This is a genomic window from Streptomyces sp. PKU-EA00015, from assembly GCF_013387495.1.
Classification (GTDB): Bacteria; Actinomycetota; Actinomycetes; order Streptomycetales; family Streptomycetaceae; genus Streptomyces.
Genome location: NZ_JABZEE010000049.1, coordinates 87,791 through 110,097, shown reverse-complemented (window position 1 = coordinate 110,097; position 22,307 = coordinate 87,791). Strand labels below are relative to the sequence as shown.

At 72.0% G+C, this 22,307-nt stretch carries 20 protein-coding genes and 1 riboswitch; of the genes, 15 read left to right on the top strand and 5 right to left on the bottom strand.

The genetic code is table 11. From position 1 onward, the window contains the following. Positions 1-95: 95 nt before the first annotated feature. On the top strand, positions 96-842 hold the full coding sequence (locus HW130_RS27275) for an N-acetyltransferase (RefSeq protein WP_177152382.1): 747 nt from the start codon (positions 96-98) through the stop codon (positions 840-842). A 189-nt stretch (positions 843-1,031) separates the two neighbouring features. Here HW130_RS27275 and HW130_RS27270 read toward each other — a convergent pair whose 3' ends face one another. Further along, positions 1,032-1,799 (bottom strand): hypothetical protein, encoded by a 768-nt coding sequence (locus tag HW130_RS27270; protein ID WP_177152381.1) that lies wholly within the window; start codon positions 1,797-1,799, stop codon positions 1,032-1,034. A gap of 159 nt (positions 1,800-1,958) precedes the next feature. Next, positions 1,959-2,765 (bottom strand): DUF4352 domain-containing protein, encoded by an 807-nt coding sequence (locus HW130_RS27265; RefSeq protein WP_177152380.1) that lies wholly within the window; start codon positions 2,763-2,765, stop codon positions 1,959-1,961. 282 nt (positions 2,766-3,047) lie between these two features. On the opposite strand from HW130_RS27265, the gene HW130_RS27260 reads away from it, so the two are divergent. From HW130_RS27260 to HW130_RS27250, 3 genes are all read left to right on the top strand, one after another. After that, positions 3,048-5,096, top strand: coding sequence for an N-6 DNA methylase (locus HW130_RS27260; RefSeq protein ID WP_177152379.1), 2,049 nt, complete (start codon positions 3,048-3,050; stop codon positions 5,094-5,096). A 99-nt stretch (positions 5,097-5,195) separates the two neighbouring features. Then, positions 5,196-5,828 carry a hypothetical protein gene (locus HW130_RS27255; RefSeq protein ID WP_177152378.1) on the top strand — a complete coding sequence of 211 codons (633 nt, stop codon included), beginning with the start codon at positions 5,196-5,198 and terminating at the stop codon, positions 5,826-5,828. Beyond that, positions 5,825-7,330, top strand: a complete 1,506-nt coding sequence (locus HW130_RS27250) for a serine/threonine-protein kinase (protein ID WP_177152377.1) — start codon at positions 5,825-5,827, stop codon at positions 7,328-7,330. The genes HW130_RS27255 and HW130_RS27250 overlap by 4 nt, the downstream gene beginning before the upstream one ends. 58 nt (positions 7,331-7,388) lie before the next feature. Here HW130_RS27250 and HW130_RS27245 read toward each other — a convergent pair whose 3' ends face one another. Further along, positions 7,389-8,312 carry a class I SAM-dependent methyltransferase gene (locus HW130_RS27245; protein ID WP_177152376.1) on the bottom strand — a complete coding sequence of 308 codons (924 nt, stop codon included), beginning with the start codon at positions 8,310-8,312 and terminating at the stop codon, positions 7,389-7,391. 147 nt (positions 8,313-8,459) lie between these two features. Continuing rightward, positions 8,460-10,832 carry a YfhO family protein gene (locus tag HW130_RS27240; protein ID WP_177152375.1) on the bottom strand — a complete coding sequence of 791 codons (2,373 nt, stop codon included), beginning with the start codon at positions 10,830-10,832 and terminating at the stop codon, positions 8,460-8,462. A gap of 124 nt (positions 10,833-10,956) precedes the next feature. Between HW130_RS27240 and HW130_RS27235 the strand changes: the two genes are divergently transcribed. The 11 genes from HW130_RS27235 to HW130_RS27185 all read left to right on the top strand — a co-directional run bounded on the left by HW130_RS27235 (position 10,957) and on the right by HW130_RS27185 (position 21,229). Beyond that, positions 10,957-11,931, top strand: coding sequence for a glycosyltransferase family 2 protein (locus HW130_RS27235; RefSeq protein WP_177152374.1), 975 nt, complete (start codon positions 10,957-10,959; stop codon positions 11,929-11,931). Next, positions 11,928-12,341 (top strand): GtrA family protein, encoded by a 414-nt coding sequence (locus tag HW130_RS27230; RefSeq protein WP_177152373.1) that lies wholly within the window; start codon positions 11,928-11,930, stop codon positions 12,339-12,341. Before HW130_RS27235 ends, HW130_RS27230 begins: the two co-directional genes overlap by 4 nt. A gap of 134 nt (positions 12,342-12,475) precedes the next feature. Beyond that, on the top strand, positions 12,476-13,120 hold the full coding sequence (locus HW130_RS27225; RefSeq protein WP_177152372.1) for a SurA N-terminal domain-containing protein: 645 nt from the start codon (positions 12,476-12,478) through the stop codon (positions 13,118-13,120). A 19-nt stretch (positions 13,121-13,139) separates the two neighbouring features. Beyond that, on the top strand, positions 13,140-14,126 hold the full coding sequence (locus HW130_RS27220) for a nucleoside triphosphate pyrophosphohydrolase (protein ID WP_177152371.1): 987 nt from the start codon (positions 13,140-13,142) through the stop codon (positions 14,124-14,126). Continuing rightward, positions 14,123-15,367, top strand: a complete 1,245-nt coding sequence (locus HW130_RS27215; RefSeq protein WP_177152370.1) for a cytochrome P450 — start codon at positions 14,123-14,125, stop codon at positions 15,365-15,367. The genes HW130_RS27220 and HW130_RS27215 overlap by 4 nt, the downstream gene beginning before the upstream one ends. A gap of 141 nt (positions 15,368-15,508) precedes the next feature. Then, complete coding sequence (locus HW130_RS27210) at positions 15,509-16,471, top strand: transglycosylase family protein (RefSeq protein WP_177152369.1); 963 nt, start codon at positions 15,509-15,511, stop codon at positions 16,469-16,471. Positions 16,472-16,741: 270 nt separating this feature from the next. Further along, positions 16,742-16,915: riboswitch (cyclic di-AMP (ydaO/yuaA leader) on the top strand. Between the two features lie 3 nt (positions 16,916-16,918). Continuing rightward, positions 16,919-17,596, top strand: coding sequence for a transglycosylase family protein (locus tag HW130_RS27205; protein WP_177152368.1), 678 nt, complete (start codon positions 16,919-16,921; stop codon positions 17,594-17,596). A gap of 275 nt (positions 17,597-17,871) precedes the next feature. Further along, complete coding sequence (eno, locus tag HW130_RS27200; RefSeq protein ID WP_177152367.1) at positions 17,872-19,158, top strand: phosphopyruvate hydratase; 1,287 nt, start codon at positions 17,872-17,874, stop codon at positions 19,156-19,158. 93 nt (positions 19,159-19,251) lie between these two features. Next, entirely contained in the window at positions 19,252-19,725 is a 474-nt protein-coding gene (locus tag HW130_RS27195; protein WP_177152366.1) for a septum formation initiator family protein, read from the top strand. A 32-nt stretch (positions 19,726-19,757) separates the two neighbouring features. Continuing rightward, positions 19,758-20,294 carry a DUF501 domain-containing protein gene (locus HW130_RS27190; RefSeq protein WP_177152365.1) on the top strand — a complete coding sequence of 179 codons (537 nt, stop codon included), beginning with the start codon at positions 19,758-19,760 and terminating at the stop codon, positions 20,292-20,294. Next, positions 20,291-21,229 (top strand): Ppx/GppA phosphatase family protein, encoded by a 939-nt coding sequence (locus tag HW130_RS27185; RefSeq protein WP_177152364.1) that lies wholly within the window; start codon positions 20,291-20,293, stop codon positions 21,227-21,229. Before HW130_RS27190 ends, HW130_RS27185 begins: the two co-directional genes overlap by 4 nt. Positions 21,230-21,235: 6 nt before the next feature. Here HW130_RS27185 and HW130_RS27180 read toward each other — a convergent pair whose 3' ends face one another. Then, entirely contained in the window at positions 21,236-22,030 is a 795-nt protein-coding gene (locus HW130_RS27180; protein WP_177152363.1) for a VOC family protein, read from the bottom strand. Between the last annotated feature and the right edge of the window lie 277 nt (positions 22,031-22,307).

The window sequence follows — 22,307 nt, the reverse complement described above, 5'->3', positions numbered from 1 at the left end:
CCAGGCACGACGGCGGGGAGGCGACCGTGGGGGCGGCCGCAGCGCGCCGGAACAAACCGGTGGGGCGAGGACACGGCGGTCGTTAGCCTGCGGGCATGAATCTCGTGATCACGACCCTCGCCGAACGCCCCGAACTCCAGGGCCCCATGTGGCAGATGCTCGACACCTGGGACGAGTTCGTCACCCATGACCCGGTGGGCTGGGCCAACATCGGGCGGATCGTCGCGGAGCTGCCGGACTACGTGCTGGTCGCGACCGACCCGGAGGGCCGGGTCGTGGCACGTGCGTTCAGCGTGCCGCTGGCCCTGGACGCCGACGGACGGCGCGAGTTGCCCGATCGGGGCTGGGACCAGGTGATGCTCTGGGCGTTCTCCGATCTGCGGCACGGCCGCAAGCCGGACGTCGTCAGCGCGATCGAGATCACGGTGGCCACGGACCGGCAGGGGCAGGGCATATCCGGGCAGATGCTGGCCGCACTGCGGGACAACGTGCGCCGACTCGGCTTCGCCGAGCTGATAGCGCCGGTGCGGCCGAGCGCGAAGAGCGCCGAACCGGCCGCGTCCATCGACGAGTACGCCTTCCGTACCCGCCCGTCGGACGGCCTTCCGCACGACCCCTGGCTGCGCGTCCACGTCCGCGCGGGCGGTGTGGTCGAGAAGGTGGCGCACGCGTCGATGACGGTGTCCGGTTCGACCGCGGAGTGGCGGAAGTGGACGGGACTGCCCTTCGACACCACCGGCGAGGTCGAGGTCCCGGGTGCGCTGGTCCCGGTGCACGTCGAGGCCGAGCGCGGCTACGCCGTGTACGTGGAGCCGAACGTCTGGGTGCGCCACGGCGTGTGACACCCGCGCGGCGGCGCTCGTGCCCCCGCCCCCGCTCGCCCCCGCTCGCCCCCGCTCCTCCGCGCCCGCGGGCCCGCGTTGCCGGTGACGACGCCCGTCCTGGGAGCCGGCCCGGCTGCCGGGGCATGCATGCACGGCGGCCGGGGAGGCCGCCCCTCCGCGGCCTCCCCGGTCGTTCACCCTCGGCGCTCACTGCTTCGGCCTGGTCTTGTGCAGGTCGATGACGTCCTTGGCGGCCGGCTTGATCGCCCCCAGGGGCTTGTTGAAGTCCGTGAACGTCATCGTGCCCGGCTCCTCGCCGCCCTTCTGCTCCACCTTCAGCACGTACGGCTCGCCCTCGGCGGCGACGTAGAACTTGTAGCTCGCGTCCCCGTCCTTCTGGGTGAGGACGACCACCTGCTTCCCCTGCAGCGTGCTGGTCTCGCCGCGCCGCATCAGGGAGAAGCCCTCACGGAACTCGCCCAGGAACGTGTCCAGTTCGCAGAACTGCAGCTGCTCCTTCGCCTCGGGCGAGGACGCTTCCTCCTTCAGCCAGCGGCCCTTGAGCATCTTCAGGACCTCCGCGTTCTCCTCGGCCGTGCCGCCCTCGTTCTGGCTGCGCAGGAACGCCTCGTCGAAGCGCATGTAGGCCGTGTCGCCGGCGCGCACCAGCTCGGCGGTCCCGGTGCCGCCCATGGTGATCGTCCCCTTGCAGTCGCCTTTGGAGTCGATCGCCATGTAGGCCTTGATGTTTCCGTCGGTCGTGTCGCCGGCGAAGTCGACGGTCAGGGACGTCGCCTTCGTGGTCGCCTTGGCGGCCTTGTCGGCGATCTCCGGTCCGGACATCCCGGGGAAGGGCCCGTCCGCCTCGTCGGAAGCCCCCGAGAAGGGGCCGCAGGCCGTCGCGGCGAGCGCGACGCCGGCGCAGAGCGCGGCACGGACGAGGTGCGTGAACCGGCGGGGAGCGGTGGCAGGCATGGAGGTTCTCCGAGGCAGGGGTGGAAGGGGGTGCTGGGGTCCGGTGGGGCGTCGGGGGCGCCCGGCGGCCGGGGTGCGCGGCGGGCGCCGGTCAGGGAAGCCGGCCGCCCGGGGCGGCCCCGTCCCGCGCGGTGGCGGGAGCAGGGGCCGGGGACCGGCTCAGAGCGCCAGGTCCCACTGCGAGGCGTCGTACCAGACGTCGGGGACGACCTCGACCGTGAGGTTCTTCGCGTTTGCCGGGGTGTCGAAGGCGTAGGTCACCGTGGCCTTCTTGCCGGGCAGGATCGTGCTGTCGAAGCCCTGTCCTGCCTTGTCGTCGAAGATCTGCTCGGCGCTCACACCGTCCTTGCCCGCGCGGGCCGTGACCGTGACGAGGGTCGAGTCGAACTTCTTCTTGCCGGCGTTCTCGATGGTGATCGTGACCTGGTGGGCCTTGTTGCCCTTGGTGTGGCCGACGGCGTACTCGCCGGGGGTGAACGGCTCGGGCGCGGAGACGGTGACCGTCAGGTCGTCGTCGTAGACGATGCTCTCGCCGGCGGCGAGCACCTCGGCCTTCGCGTTCTTCCCGTCCCTGTCCTTCTTGGACGGGTCCTTCGGAGCGGTGTTCCCGGCGGTCTTGTTCAGGTCGTCGACCGCGTCGTCCACGGCCTTCACCGTGGCGATCCCGATCACCACGCCCACGATCATCGCGATCAGACCCAGGATCGCTCCGGCCGTCGCGGCGCCCTTGTTGGTGGCCTCCCCGCGCTTGGCGCGGCCCCGGCCCAGCAGGCCCAGGACCAGGGCGAGCAGGCCGAGGAGGCCGCCGAGCCAGAAGAGCAGCGGGACGAATCCGGTGACGGCGCCGATGATGCCGAGCACCAGGGCGGCCGTGCCGAGCCCGTTGCGCACCGGGGCGGGTGCGCCGGGAGCGCCGTACGTCCAGGCGCCGTGCGGCGCCTCGGGCTGCTGAGCGGACTGCGACATGGGTGTACCCCCCGAAAGTTGTGGCCGGACCCGTGGAGTCGGATCCGTGTTCCGATGGGTCAATAAGAGCAGAGCTTGTGAACCGGGTCAACAAGAAATCTCATTCACGCCGGGGTCGTCATGTGAATCGAGGTCGGCCGTGAAGGCGGGTAGGATCACCGCCACAGCATCGGAACCGCCCGCGCGGACGGTCGCCGGACCACCCCGCTGGGCAGACCGGCCCGCCGGGGCGCGCGACAGCCGCCGGTGCGCCGCCGGAACAGGTCGAGGGGAGCCAGCCGGGTGCCGGACAACGCAGCAGAGGTGACCGCCGCCGGAATCGCCCGGCTCGCGGGAGTGGGCCGTGCCGCCGTGAGCAACTGGCGGCGCCGGCACGCCGACTTCCCGAAGCCCGTCGGCGGCACCGAGACCAGCCCCTCCTTCGCCCTCGCCGATGTCGAGCAGTGGCTGCGCGACCAGGGGAAACTGGCCGAGGTCCCGCTGCGCGAACGGGTCTGGCAGCAACTGGCGGGCCACCCCTCCGGCGCCGTCACCGCCCTGGTGCACGCCGGCTGCGCGCTCCTTCTCGTACGCGACAGGCCGGCCGGCTGGCTGGAGCTCTCGGCGGTCTCCGACACTCGCCTCGCCGAGGTGCTGCCCGGCGCGCTGGAGGAGGTGCTGAGCCTGCGATTCGGCGCCCCGCGCGCCGTGCGGACACCGCTCGCGGAGGAACTCGTCCCCTCCGCGCTGATGCTGCGCGGCGTCGCGGAGCTCGCCGCGGAGACCGGGGCCCGCCAGGCGTTCGAGTTCCTGCTCGGCCGTCACCTCGACGCGAATCCCCGGCAGTACACGCTCACCCCGCCCGGCCCCGCCGCGCTCATGGCCGCTCTCGCCGGCCCCGCCCGCCGCGTCCTCGACCCGGCCTGCGGCACCGGCGCACTGCTGCGCGCCGTCGAGCGGCCCGCCGCGCTGTACGCCCAGGAGGCGGACCCCGACCTGGCCGCCCTCACGGCCCTGCGGCTCGCCCTGAACACCGACGCCGACGTACGGGCGGCGGCCGGGGACGCCCTGCGCGCGGACGCGTTCGGAGATCTCGGCGCGGACGCCGTGCTGTGCCACCCGCCGTTCAACGAGCGCAACTGGGGCCACGACGAACTCGCCTACGACCCCCGCTGGGAGTACGGCTTCCCCGCGCGTACGGAATCGGAGCTGGCCTGGGTCCAGCACGCGCTCGCCCGCCTCCGCCCCGGCGGCACCGCGGTCCTTCTGATGCCCCCGGCCGCCGCTTCCCGCCGCTCCGGCCGCCGCATCCGCGCCGGGCTGCTGCGCCGCGGCGCCCTGCGCGCCGTCATCGCCCTGCCCGCCGGGGCGGCACCCCCGTACGGCATCCCGCTCCACCTGTGGGTGCTGCGCAGGCCCGGCGCCACCGACCGGCCCTCGCCCGACCTGCTCCTCGTCGACGCCGCGGCCACCGACCAGGCGACGGCGGCGGGCCGCGACAGGCTCGACTGGCCCGCCGTACAGGACACGGTGCTGGAGGCGTGGCTGCCGTTCGAACGGAACGGCTCCGCCACGGAGAACCCCGGCGTGAGCAGGCCCGTCCCCGTCATCGAACTCCTCGACGACGACGTGGACCTGGCCCCCGCCCGTCACCTGCCGCCCCCGGCCGCGGGCGGCGGCACCGCCGAACTGGGCGCCGTGCGCGACCGGCTGACGGAGACCCTGCGGCGCACCGGCGAGCTCACGCCCCCGCCCGTCGAGCAGCCCCCGGCCGCCCCCGCGCACTGGCCGTCCACCACCGTGGGCGAGCTCGCCCGCGCGGGCGCTCTCGTCCTGCGTGCCGGAGGACCGGGCGCCGCTCCGGCCGGCGCCCCCGTGGCGGTCCTCACCGAGCAGGACGTCCTGGCGGGCAGGCCACCCTCCGGGAGCCTGCCCGACGGCCCCGAGGAGGAGCCCGTGCTGGTCGAGGCGGGCGACGTCGTCGTCCCCGTGCTCGGCGGCGGCACGGTCGTGCGCGTGGCCGACGACGCCGCGGCGGGCGCGGCCCTCGGCCGCAACCTCCAACTGCTGCGCCCGGACCCGGCCGCGCTCGACCCCTGGTTCCTCGCGGGCTTCCTGCGCGGCAGCGCCAACCAGCGCCAGGCCAGCAGCTACGCGTCGACCGCGACCCGCCTCGACGTGCGCCGCCTCCAACTGCCGCGCCTCCCGCTCGCGGACCAGCAGCGCTACGGGGCCCGCTTCCGGGCGCTGGCCGAGTTCGAGGACGCGCTGCGGCTCGCGAACAGGCTGGGCGAACAGCTGGTGCAGGGCCTGTACGACGGGCTGACGGACGGCACCGTGCGGCCGGAGTGACGGGTTCGACAACGGTTCCGTACAACCCCGGGGCCGTTGTCGGTGTCGGTGTATACGCTCGACACCGACCAGTGTGTTTCCAGCCATCCAGGAGCATTCATGCACGGCCCCGGCTATGCGCCGCCGCAGCCCCCGCGGGAGGTCTCCGCCTCGGTGATCGTGCTGCGCGTGCTCTTCGCGCTGATGCCGATGATCAGCTGTGGGCTGCTGTCATGGGCCACCATGCTGCGGCTCGCGGTGGTCACGCGCCGCCCGCGGGACTGGGCACTGTTCGCGGCGACCTTGCTCGCGGTGGCGGTCTGCTTCGGCCTGGTGATGTCGGACCCGACCGCTGACCTCGAGCTGCCCCGGTCGAACGTGGCCATCGCCGTGCTGCTCGCCATCGGGGTCCTGGTGGTCACGTACTACCTGTTCGCCGAGACCAAGCACTTCGCGACCCGGCCGCAGGCGTACCACGGCCCCCACCCGCAGCCGCAGTTCGGATACGGCTGTCCGCCCCCCTCGACCGCCCCCACCCACGGCTCCCCCTACGCAGCGCCGCCGCTCCACGCGCAGCCCCAGCCCGCGCCGCAGCCGCAAGCCGCGCCCCAGCCCCAAGCCGCGCCCCGGCCCGCGCCGCACCCGGCGCCGCCCTCACGTCCCTCCGTTGCCGAAGGCAACCCCCGTATCGATCAGGTCCGCGCCGAGCTCGACGAGCTCAGCGACCTGCTCCGCAAGGAGAAGGACAGATGAACGGCCGTGTGATCGCGGGCCGTTACGAGCTGTCCGCGCTCATCGGGCAGGGCGGCATGGGTCAGGTCTGGACGGCGTACGACACCCGCCTCGACCGCCGTGTGGCCGTCAAGCTGCTGCGGCCCGACCACATGGCCGCCGGCACCGCCGCCGACGACATGCGCCGCCGCTTCGTGCGGGAGTGCCGGGTCACGGCCCAGGTCTCCCACCCCGGTCTCGTCACCGTCCACGACGCGGGAAGCGACGGCGACGACCTGTACCTCGTCATGCAGTACGTGGAGGGCGCGGACCTCGCGGACCATCTCGCCGAGCACGACCCCTACCCCTGGGAGTGGGCCGTCTCCGTCGCCGCCCAGCTGTGCGCGGTACTCGGCGCGGTGCACGCCGTGCCGATCGTCCATCGCGACCTCAAGCCCCGCAACGTGATGGTGAAGCCGGACGGCACGGTCACCGTGCTCGACCTCGGTGTCGCCTCCGTCATCGACACGGACACCACCCGTCTCACCCACACCGGTTCGCCGATCGGCAGCCCCGCCTACATGGCTCCCGAGCAGGCGATGGGCGGCGCGGTCGGCCCGTACACCGATCTGTACGCCCTCGGCGTGCTCCTGCACGAACTGCTCATCGGGAACGTGCCGTTCGCGGGTTCGACCGCCCTCGGCGTCCTGCACCGCCATCTGTACGAGCCGCCGCTGCCGGTCCGCCAGGTCCGCCCCGAGGTCCCGGAGCCGCTCGAGGCACTGGTCCTGCGCCTGCTGTCCAAGGACCCGCAGCACCGGCCGTCCGGCGCCCAGGAGGTGTACGAGGCGCTGGCGCCCCTGCTGCCCGTGCGCGGCGCGCCGGCCGGGCCGCTGGACCCCACCCGCCCCTTCCTGCGCCCGCACGCGCCCTGGCCGGACCGGGTGAGCATCCCGTCCCCGGCGGCACCGCCGGTGGCGCCCGCGCCCCGGCCGGACGTGGCCGCGGCCGTCGACGAGGTCAAGCGCCTGCTCGGCGAGGGCAGCATCACCCAGGCGGTGGACATCCTCGGCGGCATCCTCCCGGCCGCCGCCGCCGAGCACGGGGAGCACTCGCCCGTGGTGCGGATCCTGCGCAAGCAGTACGCGGCGACGCTGATGGACGACGGCCAGTACCGCCGCGCGCTGCCCGAGCTGCGCCGCCTCGCCGACGACCGCACGGCGGAGGCGGGCCCGTTGGACCCGCAGACCCTGCAGTACCGCTTCGACGCGGCCCAGTGCCTGGAGCAGCTCGGCGAGCCGGCCGCCGCGCTCACCGAGTACCGCGCGGTCCTGCCGTACTACGAGAGCGCCGACGCCGACCGCGCGCTCCAGGTCCGCCACCGCATCGGCCACCTGCTGCTGGCGGTCGGCGACCACACGGCCGCCCGGCACCAGTTCCAGGCGCTCCTGCTCGACGCCGAGCGCGCGTACGGTCCGTACCACCAGCTCCCGGCCGAGCTGCGGCGCGCACTGGAGCGGCAACAGCAGTTCCGCACGGGCTGAGACGGAAGGCGGCCCCGCCGCCGTCACCGGCAGCGGGGCCGCCCGTGGGCGCGCGGTGTCAGCTCGCCCGCAGATAGGCCGACGTCGAGACCCTGCCCAGCATCCGCAGCCGGGACGTGCCGGCCGCCAGGTGCTTGTCCAGGGCGTCCTGCACGCCGGGCCACTTCTTGTCCCCGTAGTCGTCGAGCACCACGATCCCGCCGGGAGCGGCGATCTCCTCGACCCACTCCAGGTCGGCCCGCACCCCGTCCTCGGAGTGGTCGCCGTCCACGATGATCACCCCGTACTCACGGTCGGAGACGGCCTCGCGCACGTCGGGGTCGGACGAGAAGCCCCGCTCGATCCTCGACGCGTACGCCTCCGGGCTGCCGGCCAGCGCCAGGTTGGCCCGCACGACGTCCTCCTGGACGGGCGTACCCGTCGGGTCCGCGTGGTGGGTGGTGCCCGGCTGGAGCTGGGAGCCGGCCAGCGGGTCGACGATCGTCAGGTCGGGCCGGGTGCCGGCCCGGTGCAGCATCCGCATCAGGGCGGAGGCGAACTGCCCGTAGAGCGTGCCGATCTCGAGGATGTTCCCGTTGGGCGGGGACAGCAGGGGGACCGTGGCGAGCTTTCCGCACACGTTGGACGTGGAGCCCGCAAGCCTGCCCACGCCGAGCGCCTCCTGGGCGACCACCGTGCGGTAGGCGACGACGACGCTGCGGCGTGCGTGCTCGCTGCCGCCGCTCACCTGCTCTATCTGGCGCACCAGGGTGTCGATCGCGCCGGGCGTCGGCATCCGGTGCGTCCCCCTGCCTGTGCTGTCGAGGAGCAGACCCAGCGCGTACTGCCGGGTGCGCATCTCCGCGACCTCTCTGCGCAGGGAGTCCACGTCGTCCCGCAGGGTTTTGGTCACACGCTCCACGCCCCATCTCACGCGCGGTTCGACCAGCGTGAGGGCGGGGCGCAGGACTCGCTTCGTCAAACGGTTGGGCACAAAGGGCATGCCCGGGAACGTACGCGTGAACGGCCCCCGGCCCCACCAAGGGCTGATGCTGCGCAGGTGAAGTCTTGATGTCGCGGCCGTGAAGGACCTTCCGATTCCAGGTCGAGCGGAGGTGACGCCCCGCGCGGGGGCACCGCCACCCGGCGCTCACGCCTCCCGGCGGCCGGCTCCCGCGCCCGCTCGCCGCCTGACGAGCAGGACGGTGACGGCCAGCGCGACCAGCGCACCCGCACCCGCTGCGGACCCCGCCACCAGGCCCGGAGGCCGGAACGAGCAGGTGACGGTCGAGGTCGTGCCGTCCAGCGGCACGGCGACCAGCCCCAGGTACGAGTCCGCCGGGCGTCCCTCGCAGCTCCAGCCCGCGATCCGCGGCGCGGCGAGCACGGCTGTGCCCTTCGTGCCCGGCGGCAGCTCGGCCGTGACGCCGCTGTCCGTGACGGCCACCCGCACGGCGCCGGTCCTCGTGAGACCGGCGACCGCGGCCTTCAGCCGGTCGCGGTCCAGGCAGCCGATGCTCGCGTCACGCGGTGCCTCGCCGCCGAAGACGACGCGGGCGCCCGGCTCGGTGACCGTGCCGAGCGGGGTGAGCGCCGCCCGGCGCTTGGGCTGTCCGCCGCGCAGCTCCACCGCGGGGCCGTCGCCGACTCGGGCCGTCCCCGTGTGGTCGGGCGCCCACAGGAACACGTCGGTGCCGACGCGACAGGCGCCCGCGACCGGGGATTCGTAGACCTTCGCGCCCAGCAGCAGTTCCTGGTTGCGCAGCGGCGAGGCGCCGTAGTGCGGTTCGGCGCCGGCCGGCCGCACCGTCACGAGCGGGGCGGTCTCCTGCCGGATCACCTGCGGCTTGTGTCCGGGGGCGGTCCGCAGCCGGGCCCCGACAGAGAAGACGGCGTCCGTGACCGGATTGTCCAGGGACTGCAGACTGCGGCCGTTGGACGTCCAGCCGCCGCCGAGCGCCGCCAGCGTGCGCGTCAGGACGTCGGGCGTGTGACTGCTGTAGTACGAGGCGCCCTGGCCGCCCAGCAGGATCGGGTCGTTGCCGGTGAGCTGCGTGCGCCCGGGGTCCGTGCGGTAGCCGGGCCAGCCGTCGGCGGCGGCGACGGCCGCCGCCCGCTCGCTGTGCGACGCGCCCCACGGCGGGTAGTCGTCGAGTCTGGCCGGGCGCTCGCGGTCGGCGTACGCGGTCGTCGCCGCGGCCTGGCCGGCGAGCGCACCGGTGAGCAGGACCGCGGCCACCGCCACGGCCCGGCCCCGCGCGGCGAGCAGCAGACCGCCGAGCACGGCGGCCAGCCCCGCGGCGAACAGCAGGTACGCCGGGCCGGTGACCAGTTCGCTGGTGCTTGCGCCGAGCGCGATCACGGCCACGACGGCGCCGCCCCCGAGCAGGGTCCGCCGTCCCGGCCAGCCGCGCGACAGACAGGTCCAGGCGGCGATGACGACGATGCCCGCGAGGACGAAGGTCTGCCGGTAGGGGCTGCCGTTCGGCGTGGCGAAGGCGTGCCACACCAGGTGCGTCGGGCCCCACTGGAGCGAGACGGCGACCGCGACGGTGAGCGCCGTCCACAACCGTCTCTCGCGCCTCGGCACGGACCGGTTGAACGCGAGGCCGCCGGCCAGCAGCAGTGCCCCGCCGCCGACGAAGACGGCGGGGGTGAAGAAGCTGTACGTCGCCGGCAGTGTCCGGGCGAACACGTCCGTCCAGCCGGCCGGCGCGAACTCCTTCGTCCACCCCGGGTAGGCGTGCTTCGAGCCGAGGAACACGGGGAGCAGAACCGGGGCGGACAGGCCGATCCCCAGCAGCACCGTCCATGCGGCGCGCAGCAGGACCCGTATCCTCTCCCGCGCCTGCGTGTCCTCCAGCAGCAGCCGGGCGAGGAGCACCAGCGCGGCGCCGAGCGTGGCCATGTACGCGGTGTAGAAGTTGGCGATCCACGCGAGCGCGACGATCACCGGGCCGAGCAGCGGCCTCCTGCCCCTGCGCGCCCACTCGCCGACCAGGCACAGCAGCGGGAAGGCGATCAGACCGTCCAGCCACATGGGGTTGTACGACGCCTCCACGACCGACCAGCCGCACAGGGCGTACGAGGCGCCGAGCACGCCCGCCATCCACCGGCGCCCGTGGCCCTTGTGCAGGGCGGTGAGCAACCAGGTCATGGCAGCGGCTGCGGCGGCCGTCTTGACGAGCGTCACGACGTAGACGGCCAGATCGATCCCGTCCCGCGGGAAGAGGCCGACGAGCAGGGAGAAGGGGCTCGTCAGATACGTGCCGAGGTCGGGCAGCGCGCTGGTGCCGTAGCCCGAATGCCAGTTGAGCAGCACACCGCCGTCGGCGCGTCCGTGGAGCAGGTCCCACAGGTGGGCGTGGAACGGGACGAACTGGTTGCCGAGGTCGTTCACGCTGCGGGTGCGCGGTCCGAAGGGGAAGGTGCGGGCGACGGCGTCGCCGGCGCTCACCGTCCCGACGGTGATCAGCGCGGCGAGGGCAGCGGCACGGCCGCGCGCGGAGGGCAGAGTCCACATGATGAATCGAATATGCCAGCGCCGGTCGTGAAAACATGCTGGGCACAGGTCAGTTCACCCAATGGTCGCCTGTATGTCACGTGGAACACGGGGTGGCGACATTCGGACGGGTTGTTGTTCTCCCGTGCTGATCTCGATAGTTGTCCCGTGTTTCAACGAAGAGGAGATCATCGGCCGCTTCCATGACCATGTGACCGCCGAACTGGGCCTGCTCGGGCAGGAATTCGAGCTGGTCTACGTGGACGACGGAAGCCAGGACAGAACGCTCGATCTCCTCCAGGAGATCGCCGAGGCCGACTCCCGTACGCGTTATGTCTCCTTCAGTCGCAACTTCGGCAAGGAGGCGGCGATGCTCGCCGGCCTCCAGCATGCCGAGGGCGACGCGGTCGTCATCATGGACGCCGACCTGCAGCACCCGCCGGAGCTGGTCCGGCGCATGCTGCTGCTGCACGAGGAGGGCTTCGACCAGGTCATCGCCAAGCGCACCCGCAAGGGCGACCGGGTCACCCGCACCGTCACCGCCCGTGCCTACTACTGGCTGATCAACCGGCTGGTCGACGTCGAACTCGTGGACGGCGTGGGCGATTTCCGTCTGCTGTCGCGGCGGACGGTCGACGCCATTCTGGAGCTGACCGAGTACAACCGGTTCTCCAAGGGGATTTTCGCCTGGGTCGGATTCCGTACGACGACTTTCGAGTACGAGAATGCGGTGCGCGAGCAGGGCCGCTCCAAATGGAGCTTCGGGAAACTGCTCAACTACGGCCTGGACGGACTGCTCTCCTTCAACAACAAACCGCTGCGAGCCGCGATCTATCTGGGAATGCTGCTCCTCGGGGTCGCCATGGCGTACGCGGCGTGGATCGTCGGCGTCGCCCTGGTGAACGGCGTGGACACCCCCGGGTATGTCACCCTACTCGTGGCGGTCATCGCGCTCGCCGGCGTGCAGATGCTGATGCTGGGGGTGGTCGGCGAGTACGTCGGCCGCATCTACTACGAGGTGAAGCGGCGTCCGCACTTCCTGGTGAAGGCGACCAACGCCGGCCTTCCCGGACGGGACGACGAGCGGAACAGGCGCACGGGGGAACTGGTAGGGAAATGACGGTACGGGGCCAGATCGTCAGGTTCGCCCTGGTGGGAGTGGTGAACACCGGGACGTACTACGGCCTGTACCTGGTGCTGCTGACCTGGCTCCCGTACGTGGCGGCGCATGTCGTCGCCTTCCTGCTGAGCATGGTCGGCTCGTTCTTCCTGACCTCGTACTTCACGTACCGCACGCGGCCGACGTGGCGGAAGTTCCTGCTCTTCCCGCTGACCAACGCGACGAACTTCGTGGTGACGACGAGCGGGGTGTACCTGCTGGTGGACGTGCTCCACTTCGGCAGCCGGTACGCCCCGCTGATCGCGGCGGCCGCGGCGATCCCCGTCACGTTCGTGGTCTCCCGCACGATCATGCTCCGCCCGGACAGCCGCCGTGAACCCGCTCCGGAGCCGGAGCGGGTCCGCACGTAGGCCCCCGGCCTCCCCCCCATTCCCACCACCTGGCGAATCGTTTGGCGAATCAGTGGCCCACGCCACTCCGACTGCCTACCATCGATCATCGCAAGGCCTTGTGCACCGAAGCACAATCACGCCGGGAGGCCCCTTTGCACCGCCGTCGTCGCACCGCGCTCGTCGTCTCCGCGATCATCGCCGCGCCCCTCCTCGCCGCCTGCGGCAACGAGGCACACCCCGGGGCCGCCGCCGTCGTCGGCGGGCAGCGGATCGAGGTGTCCACCGTCCAGGCCGAGGTCAAGGACGTGCGCGACGCGCAGCAGGCGTCACCGCAGGCCGCCCAGCTGATCAAGGACACCGGGCAGCTCGGGCGGGCCAAGCTCTACGACCTGATCGTCGACAGGATCGTGGAGAAGGCCGCCGCCGACGCCGGGGTGAAGGTCACCCGCAAGGAGATCCAGGACGCGCGGGCCGCGCTCACGGAGCAGTCCGGCGGGCAGGAGCAGCTGGCCGCCATGTATCTGCAGCAGCGCGGAGTCGCCCCCGGCCAGCTCGACGAGGTCGTGCGCCGGGACGTCCTCGTGAACAAGCTGGCCACCGCGCTCGGCGTGACGAACGGCCCCGAGGGCCAGCAGCGGATGAACGAGGTGTTCACCGCCGCCGCCACGTCGCTGAAGATCGACGTGAACCCGCGCTACGGCGCCTGGGACGACACCAAGCTGGAGCTCGGCGCCTACAAGGCGCCCTGGATCACCCAGGTCTCCAAGGAGGCGGAGGCCGTCGAGGCCGGTACCTGAGCCGAGGTAGGTTCGAAGGGTGACCGAACCTGTCGACGCCGGCCGTATCGTCCTGCTGACCGCCAGCCACCGCGTGGCGCCCGGGCTGCTGTCCTGGCCGGCGTGGCAGACGCTGCACGCCGCCGACCAGGTGCTCTGCGCCGACGCCGCCCACCCGCAGCTGCCGTACCTGCGCGAGGCGGGCGTCGCCGTCGAGCAGGCCGCGCCGAGTGCTCAGGAGCTCGTCGACGCCTGTACCGGAGGGCGCACCGTGGTCGTCCTCGCCTCCGGCGAAGGCGACCGGGCGCTGACCGACGGGCTGGCCCGCCTCGGCGGTTCCGGCCAGGTCCGGATGCCGGACCTGGAGCTGCTGCCCGGCTCGTACGACCTGCCCGGTGCGCGGCTGCTCGACCTCGTCGAGGTCATGGACCGCATCCGCCGCGCCTGCCCCTGGTCCTCGCAGCAGACGCACAAGGGCCTCGCCAAGTACGGCATCGAGGAGGCGTACGAGCTCGTCGAGGCCATCGAGGACGGTGACCGCGACGAACTGCGGGAGGAGCTCGGTGACGTACTGCTCCAGGTCGTCTTCCACGCGCGCATCGCGGAGGAGGATGCCGAGGCGCCGTTCTCGATCGACGACGTCGCGGGCACCATCGTCGAGAAGCTGATCCACCGGCATCCGCACGTCTTCGGCGACGAGACCGCCGAGACGCCGGAGGAGGTCAAGGCGCACTGGCTGCGCACCAAGGCGATCGAGAAGCAGCGCGCGTCGGTGACCGACGGCGTCCCGCTCGGCCAGCCCGGGCTCGCGCTCGCGGCCAAGCTCGCGTCCCGCGTGCGGACGGCGGGACTGGACGCGCCGCCCCCGGCCGGCGAGGGCATCGGATACGAGCTGCTGCACCTCGCCGCACGCGCCGAGGCGGACGGCGTCGACCCGGAGGCGGCCCTGCGCGCGGCGGCCCGCGCCTACCGCGACGCGATCCGCGCGGCGGAGGGGCACGGCGGCCCGGATACCGTCGAGGTGTGAACGACCCGAACACCCCGCCCGAACTCTTCACCTGGGAGTTCGCCACCGACCCCTACCCCGCCTACGCCTGGCTGCGCGAGCACGCGCCCGTGCACCGCACTGCGCTGCCGTCCGGCGTCGAGGCGTGGCTGGTGACGCGGTACGCGGACGCCCGGCAGGCGCTCGCGGACCAGCGGCTGTCCAAGAACCCGGCGCATCACGACGAGCCCGCGCACGCCAAGGGCAAGACGGGGATCCCGGGTGAGCGCAAGGCCGAGCTGATGACGCATCTGCTCAACATCGACCCGCCGGACCACACACGGCTGCGCCGCCTGGTGTCGAAGGCGTTCACGCCGCGGCGCGTGGCGGAGTTCGCGCCGCGCGTGCAGGAACTGACGGACCGGTTGATCGACAACTTCGCTGCAAAGGGGAGCGCCGACCTCATCCACGAGTTCGCCTTCCCGCTGCCCATTTACGCCATTTGTGACATGCTGGGCGTTCCCCGTGAGGACCAGGACGACTTCCGCGACTGGGCCGGGATGATGATCCGTCACGGCGGAGGTCCGCGCGGCGGTGTCGCCCGCTCTGTGAAGAAGATGCGGGGATACCTGGCCGAGCTGATCCACCGCAAGCGGAACGACCCGGGGGACGACCTCATCTCGGGGCTCATCAAAGCGTCCGACCACGGTGAGCACCTGACCGAGAACGAGGCCGCCGCCATGGCGTTCATCCTTCTCTTCGCGGGCTTCGAGACGACCGTCAACCTCATCGGCAACGGCGTGTACGCGCTGTTGCGCAACCAGGAGCAGCGCGAGCGGCTGCAGTTCTCGCTGGCCGCGGGCGAGAGCGGACTGCTCGCGACCGGTGTCGAGGAACTGCTGCGCTACGACGGCCCCGTTGAGCTCGCCACCTGGCGGTTCGCCACCGAGCCGCTGACCGTCGGCGGGCAGCGGATCGCGGCAGGCGACCCCGTGCTCGTCGTGCTCGCCGCCGCCGACCGCGACCCGGAGCGGTTCACCGAGCCGGACACGCTCGACCTGTCCCGGCGCGACAACCAGCACCTGGGATACGGGCACGGCATCCACTACTGCCTCGGCGCCCCGCTCGCCCGGCTCGAAGGGCAGACGGCGATCGCGACGCTGCTCAGGAGGATGCCGGACTTGCGACTTGCGGGCGATCCGGCCGATTTGCGGTGGCGTGGGGGACTCATCATGCGCGGATTGCGCAGTCTGCCCGTTGAGTTCACCGCCATCAGGAGCTGACGAAGCGTCAAGTCTGTGACTTTTACGTGATCTCCGCTGCATCGACTTGTGACTCACGTTCGAATGCGGCTACGTTCACCGTCGACTCGGCAGGCATCAGCAGGCCGCACAGTCCCCAGTAGTCACGCGAAAGGCAACTGCATGCGCTCCGGGAACGGACGTCACCGCCGCCCCCGTCAGGCTCCGGCCATCGTCGTCGCGGCAGGGGTGACCGGATCCGCCATCGCGCTCCCCCTGCTCGGCGCGGGCTCCGCCTCCGCCGCCGACGCGGCCACCTGGGACCGCGTCGCCGAATGCGAGAGCAGCGGCATGTGGAGCGCCGACCTCGGCAACGGCTTCTACGGCGGGCTGCAGCTGTCGCAGCAGACGTGGGAGGAGTTCGGCGGCACGGCGTACGCGCCGAGCGCCGACCTTGCGAGCCGTTCGCAGCAGATCGCGGTCGCGGAGAAGGTGCTGGACGCGCAGGGGCCCGACGCCTGGCAGGCATGCGCCCCCATCGCGGGCCTGACCAACGACGACGCCTCGACCGGTGTCGACCCCGGGGACCTCCTGCCCCTGCCGGACGCGAGCGCGGACGCCGGCACCGGCGCGAGCGCCGACACGAGGTCCGACGAGGGTGCGCCGGCCGACTCCGGTGACGCGGATGCCGGCGACCCGGCCGCGGACGCGTCGGACGGTTCGCGGGAGACCCCCGCGCCGGACGCCTCCACGACGCCCACGCCCGAGGACGGCGACGCGCAGGCGTCCCCGGCCCCGTCCGCCGACACGGACGGCGCCGAGGCGTCGGACCCCGCGACCGGCGCGGGCAGGCACCGGGGCGAGCCCGCCCCCGACGACGCCGAAACGGGCATCGAGGACAAGGAACGTGAAAGCGGTCGTCATGCCTCGCGAGGTGACACAACGGCACGTGACGGGGTGACAGAGGGCGCATCCGACGGCACGTACACCGTCCAGCCGGGCGACACCCTGTGGGCCATCGCCGACGAGCGCGAGGTGCCCGGGGGGTGGGGCGCCCTCTATGAGGCGAACGAGAAGACCGTGGGCGCCGACCCCGATCTCATCCTCCCCGGTCAGAGCCTCGATCTCGGCCTGAACGGCGAGTAGTTCAAGCGGCGATTCGCTGGTATATGTCCGTTCTGTGCAAGTGAGACAAGGGTCTCTTTGCCGCAACTGGCCGATATCGCCCAGCAAATTCGCCCAAGCCGTGCCCGACCTGCATAAACGCCTCCCAAGTGGAGGGCGGTTCGGGCGATTTCTCCCCGATGTTCGACTTTGGACATCGGGGAGCGGTGTGTTTACGGTCGGAACCGCTCGCCACCGCGGGCACCGTCGACCGTCACGCCGAATCCTGCCGTCGGTCGGGGGGAACAGTCGTCGCTCAGTGCGCCGAAGGCAGGAGCGGGGGACCCAAGGTAAGTGCCGGTCCCGGCCGTCGATCACGACGGCCGTGAACGGCTGGGGGTGGAGCCGCGCGCATCGACGCGCGGCCGGGCAACTCTTCCGGCCCGAACCCGACAGCTCACCTCGCAGGCGTCGGTGAGGAGAAGCTCCATGCTGCGTTCCGGCAAGGCCAAGCACCGCCGCTCGACCGTTCTCCATCGGACGTTTCGTCTCGCAACGCTCACGGGCGTCGCCGGTGCCGCCATCGCGGCCCCGATGCTCGCCGCCACCTCGGCGTCCGCCGCCACCGCCTCCGAGTGGGACGCCGTCGCCCAGTGCGAGTCCGGTGGCAACTGGTCCATCAACACCGGCAACGGCTACTACGGCGGCCTGCAGTTCTCCGCCTCCACCTGGGCGGCCTACGGCGGCACCGCGTACGCCCCGTCCGCCGACCAGGCCTCCAAGTCCCAGCAGATCGCGATAGCCGAGAAGGTCCTCGCCGGTCAGGGCAAGGGCGCCTGGCCGAACTGCGGCGTGAGCCTCTCCAGCGCCCCCTACAACGGCGGCTCCGCCGAGCTGGCGCAGCCCGCCGCCGAGCCGGCCGAGAAGCGCGCCGAGGTCCCGACCACCCGCTCCGAGCGTGCCGAGGCCCCCGCGCCGAAGAAGGCCGCGGCCACGTCGTTCAAGAAGGGCGACGGCGAGTACAAGGTCAAGGCCGGGGACACCCTGGGCAAGATCGCTGAGGCCGAGAAGGTCAAGGGCGGCTGGAAGAAGCTCTTCGACCTCAACAAGGACGTCATCGAGAACGCCGACGTCATCTACCCGGGCCAGCAGCTCCACCTGAGCTGACCGCCCGCCGTCCGCGGGCCCGCGGACGGGTTCCGAGCACCCCGGTCCGGCGCTGCTTCCCCCGTAAGCGCCGGGCCGGGGTTCGGTCGTGAAGGGCCCCGAAGAGCCTTACTTACGAGTAGCTTGCGGGGGTTTTGTCCGGCACGCCCAGCGTTCATGCCCTTTTTCGTCCCACGGGGCGGGCATCGGCCGGCCTTTGCCCCCGAGACGGTTAGGCTCTTGCCGCAAGGCCAAGCAGACCTCTGCACATTTCTCGCGTCACATCCCAGAAGGAGATGCTCGTGCCGTCCATCGACGTCGTCGTAGCCCGGGAAATCCTGGACTCCCGAGGCAACCCCACGGTCGAGGTCGAGGTTGGCCTCGACGACGGCAGCACGGGTCGTGCTGCTGTTCCGTCCGGCGCCTCCACCGGTGCGTTCGAGGCCATTGAGCTCCGCGACGGTGACCAGAACCGTTACCACGGCAAGGGTGTCGAGAAGGCCGTCCTCGCCGTCATCGAGCAGATCGGCCCGGAGCTCGTCGGCTACGACGCCACCGAGCAGCGCCTGATCGACCAGGCGATGTTCGACCTGGACGCCACCGACAACAAGGCGTCGCTCGGCGCCAACGCCATCCTCGGTGTCTCCCTCGCCGTCGCGCACGCCGCCTCCGAGGCGTCCGACCTGCCGCTCTTCCGCTACCTGGGCGGCCCGAACGCGCACCTGCTGCCCGTTCCGATGATGAACATCCTGAACGGCGGCTCGCACGCCGACTCCAACGTGGACATCCAGGAGTTCATGATCGCGCCGATCGGTGCGGAGTCCTTCTCCGAGGCCCTGCGCTGGGGCACCGAGGTCTACCACACCCTCAAGAAGGTGCTGAAGACCAAGGGCCTGTCCACCGGCCTCGGCGACGAGGGCGGCTTCGCGCCGAACCTCGACTCCAACCGCGCCGCCCTCGACCTCATCCTCGAGGCCATCAAGGAGGCCGGCTACGCCCCGGGCAAGGACATCGCGCTCGCGCTGGACGTCGCCGCGTCCGAGTTCTACAAGGACGGCGCGTACGAGTTCGAGGGCAAGGCCCGCTCGGCAGCCGAGATGACCGAGTACTACGAGGAGCTCGTCGCCTCCTACCCGCTGGTCTCCATCGAGGACCCGCTGTTCGAGGACGACTGGGCCGGCTGGAAGGTCATCACCGACAAGCTCGGCTCCAAGGTCCAGCTCGTCGGCGACGACCTGTTCGTCACCAACCCGGAGCGTCTGGCCCGCGGCATCGAGGAGGGCACCGCCAACGCCCTGCTCGTCAAGGTCAACCAGATCGGTTCGCTGACCGAGACCCTGGACGCCGTCGAGCTCGCCCAGCGCAACGGCTTCAAGTGCATGATGTCCCACCGCTCCGGCGAGACCGAGGACGTCACCATCGCCGACCTGGCCGTCGCCACCAACTGCGGCCAGATCAAGACCGGCGCCCCGGCCCGCTCCGAGCGCGTCGCCAAGTACAACCAGCTGCTGCGCATCGAGGAGATCCTCGACGACGCCGCTGTGTACGCCGGCCGCAGCGCCTTCCCGCGCTTCAAGGGCTGACCACGGGCTGACACCCCCGCCTCCGTACGTCCCCGTCCCCGGTCCCGTACCGTGTCCGGGGACGTACGCGTGTGAAAGGGGAGGCGAGAGAGCATGGCACGCAGGCCGGAGCCGGACCGGTTCTCCACCGCGACGAGACTGCGGCTGCTCGGCGAGCAGACCGCCGCCCGCGTCTACCGGTCGCAGAGCCGTCGCCAGGCCCGCCGCTCCCGGCTCACCGGCCGGGCCGCGTTCCTCGCGCTGGTCGTCTGTTCCCTGGTGGTCGCCCTCGCCTACCCGATGCGTCAGTACGTCTCCCAGCGCGCCGAGATCGCCGAGCAGGAACGCCGGATGGCCGAGGCCCGCGAACAGGTCGAGGAGCTCCGGGACGAGAAGGCCCGCCTCCAGGACGACATGTACATCCGGCGCCTCGCCCGTGAGCACCTGCACTACGTGCTCCCGGGCGAGACCGGCTACACGGTGATCGACCCCGAGACCGCCGAGGAGCGCCGCGAGGACGAGAGCGCGGCGGACCGGCCCTGGTACTCCAACGTCTGGAACGGCGTGGACAACGCCGACCGCCAGTAGCCCCCAGTAGCGAACACAGCAGCAAGGCAGGCATGGAAACCCCTCCTCCCATCACCGAGCACACCGAGCCGACCGACGCGGACATCGCCGCGTTCGAGCAGCAGCTCGGCCGGCCGCCGCGCGGACTGCGCGCCATCGCGCACCGCTGCCCCTGCGGGCAGCCGGATGTCGTCGAGACCGCACCCCGTCTGCCGGACGGGACGCCCTTCCCCACGCTGTACTACTTGACCTGCCCGCGGGCCGCTTCCGCGATCGGCACGCTGGAGGCCAACGGCGTCATGAAGGAGATGCAGGCACGCCTGGCCACGGATCCCGAGCTGGCCGCCGCCTACCGCGCCGCGCACGAGGACTACATCGCGCGCCGCGACGCGATCGAGGTGCTCCAGGGCTTCCCCAGCGCGGGCGGCATGCCGGACCGGGTGAAGTGCCTGCACGTCCTGGTCGGCCACTCGCTCGCGGCGGGCCCCGGCGTGAACCCGCTGGGGGACGAGGCGATCGCGATGCTGCCCGAGTGGTGGCGCAAGGGCCCGTGCGTGACCGGCCTCGTCACGGAGGAGGACGACAAGTGACCCGCGTCGCCGCCGTCGACTGCGGCACCAACTCCATCCGGCTCCTCGTCGCCGACGTCGACCCGGAGTCGGGCAGCCTGGTCGACCTCGACCGGCGGATGATCATTGTCCGGCTGGGGCAGGGCGTCGACCGCACCGGGCGGCTCGCCCCCGAGGCGCTGGAGCGGACCTTCGCGGCCTGCCGCGAGTACGCCGCCGTCATCAAGGAACTCGGCGCCGAGACCGTACGCTTCGTCGCCACGTCCGCCTCCCGGGACGCCGAGAACCGCGACGACTTCGTCCGCGGTGTCCTCGACATCCTCGGCGTCGAGCCGGAGGTCATCTCCGGCGACCAGGAGGCCGAGTTCTCCTTCACCGGCGCCACCCGCTCGCTCGCGGGGCGCACCGACCTGGACAAGCCGTACCTGGTCGTCGACATCGGCGGCGGTTCGACCGAGTTCGTGCTCGGCGAGGAGCATTCCCGCGCCGCCCGGTCGGTCGACATCGGCTGCGTGCGGATGACGGAGCGGCACGCGCCGAGCAGCCCCGCGACGCCGGAGCAGATCGCGGCGATCCGCGCCGACATCGAGGCCGCGCTGGACCTCGCGGCGCAGACCGTCCCGATCGACGAGGCCCGCACCCTGGTCGGCCTCGCCGGTTCCGTGACCACGGTTGCCGGGATCGCGCTCGGTCTCGACACGTACGACTCGGCCAGGATCCACCACTCGCGGATCTCCTACGAGCAGGTCGAGGAGGTCACGACGATGCTGCTGAACTCGACGCACGACGAGCGCGCGGCGATCGGCGTGATGCACCCCGGCCGGGTCGACGTCATCCAGGCCGGGGCGCTCGTCCTGCTCACGATCATGCAGCGCATCGGCGCCCGCGAGGTCGTCGTCAGCGAGCACGACATCCTCGACGGCATCGCGTACAAGGCGGCCGAAGGCTGGTTCTGAGGTGTCTCAGGCCGGCGGGGCGGGGGTCAGCACGACGAACTCCGCACCCGCCGGGTCGTTGCACACCGCCAGCCGGCCGACGCCCTCCGCGTCCTCCGGGCCCATCGAGACCGCCCCGCCGTTCTGCCGCACACGGGCGACCGTGGCGTCGCAGTCCGCCGAGCCGAAGACGGGGTGCCAGTACGGCTTCGCGTCGCCCGACTCGAACATGCCGGGCACGGCCATCAGGCCGCCGAACATCCGCTCCGGCGGATGGTCCTTCGGGGTCAGCATCGTGTACGTGCCGCCGCCGCCCGGGAGCTCCATGTCCTGGCCGGTCCAGCCGAAGACCGTGCCGTAGAAGTCCCGCGCGGCCGACGAGTCGTTCGTGTACAGCTCGACCCAGCTCAGGCTGCCCGGGCTGTCCGCGACCTCGATGCCCGGGTAGCTGCCGGGCTGCCAGACGGCGAACTGGGCGTCCTGCGGGTCGGTGAGCTGCGCGAACCGGCCCTCCTCCGAGGCCTCGGACGGCGGGGTGCGGACGGAGCCGCCCGCCTGTTCGACGGCCTTGACGGTGGCCTCGATGTCGCGCGTGTGGAAGTAGACCATCCAGGCCGAGCGGGCGCCTTCCTCGGTGAGCGGCCCGATGGCGCCGACCACCTTGCCGTCGAGGCGGAGGGCCTTGTAGTCGCTCGGCTCGTCGCCGAACGGATGGGCCTCCCAGCCGAAGACGGCGTTGTAGAAGGCCGCCGCCGCCGGGACGTCGCGCGCGCCCAGGTCGATCCAGCACGGGGAGCCGGGGACGAAGTCGGTCGTGATCATGGTCGGGTTCTCTCTCTCCGGGGCTGTGTCTCAGGGCTCGTGGCACACCTTTGTCAGCCTGGCACCAGGCGCGTCCCGTCGCGCGCCGAACAGCCCGGGACCGTCCCGACGGGTACGCGGAAGCCGCCCGGCCGGCCCTGTGGACCGACGGGGCGGCTCGGCATTCAACCCCCCGGCGCGAGCGCGAGGTGCTCGCCCTGCCGGCCTCCGGGCCGGGTCCGGTGGACGGATCGGAGGGCCCGGGAAGCGCCCGCGGAGAAAGTTCGTGAAGTTCTTC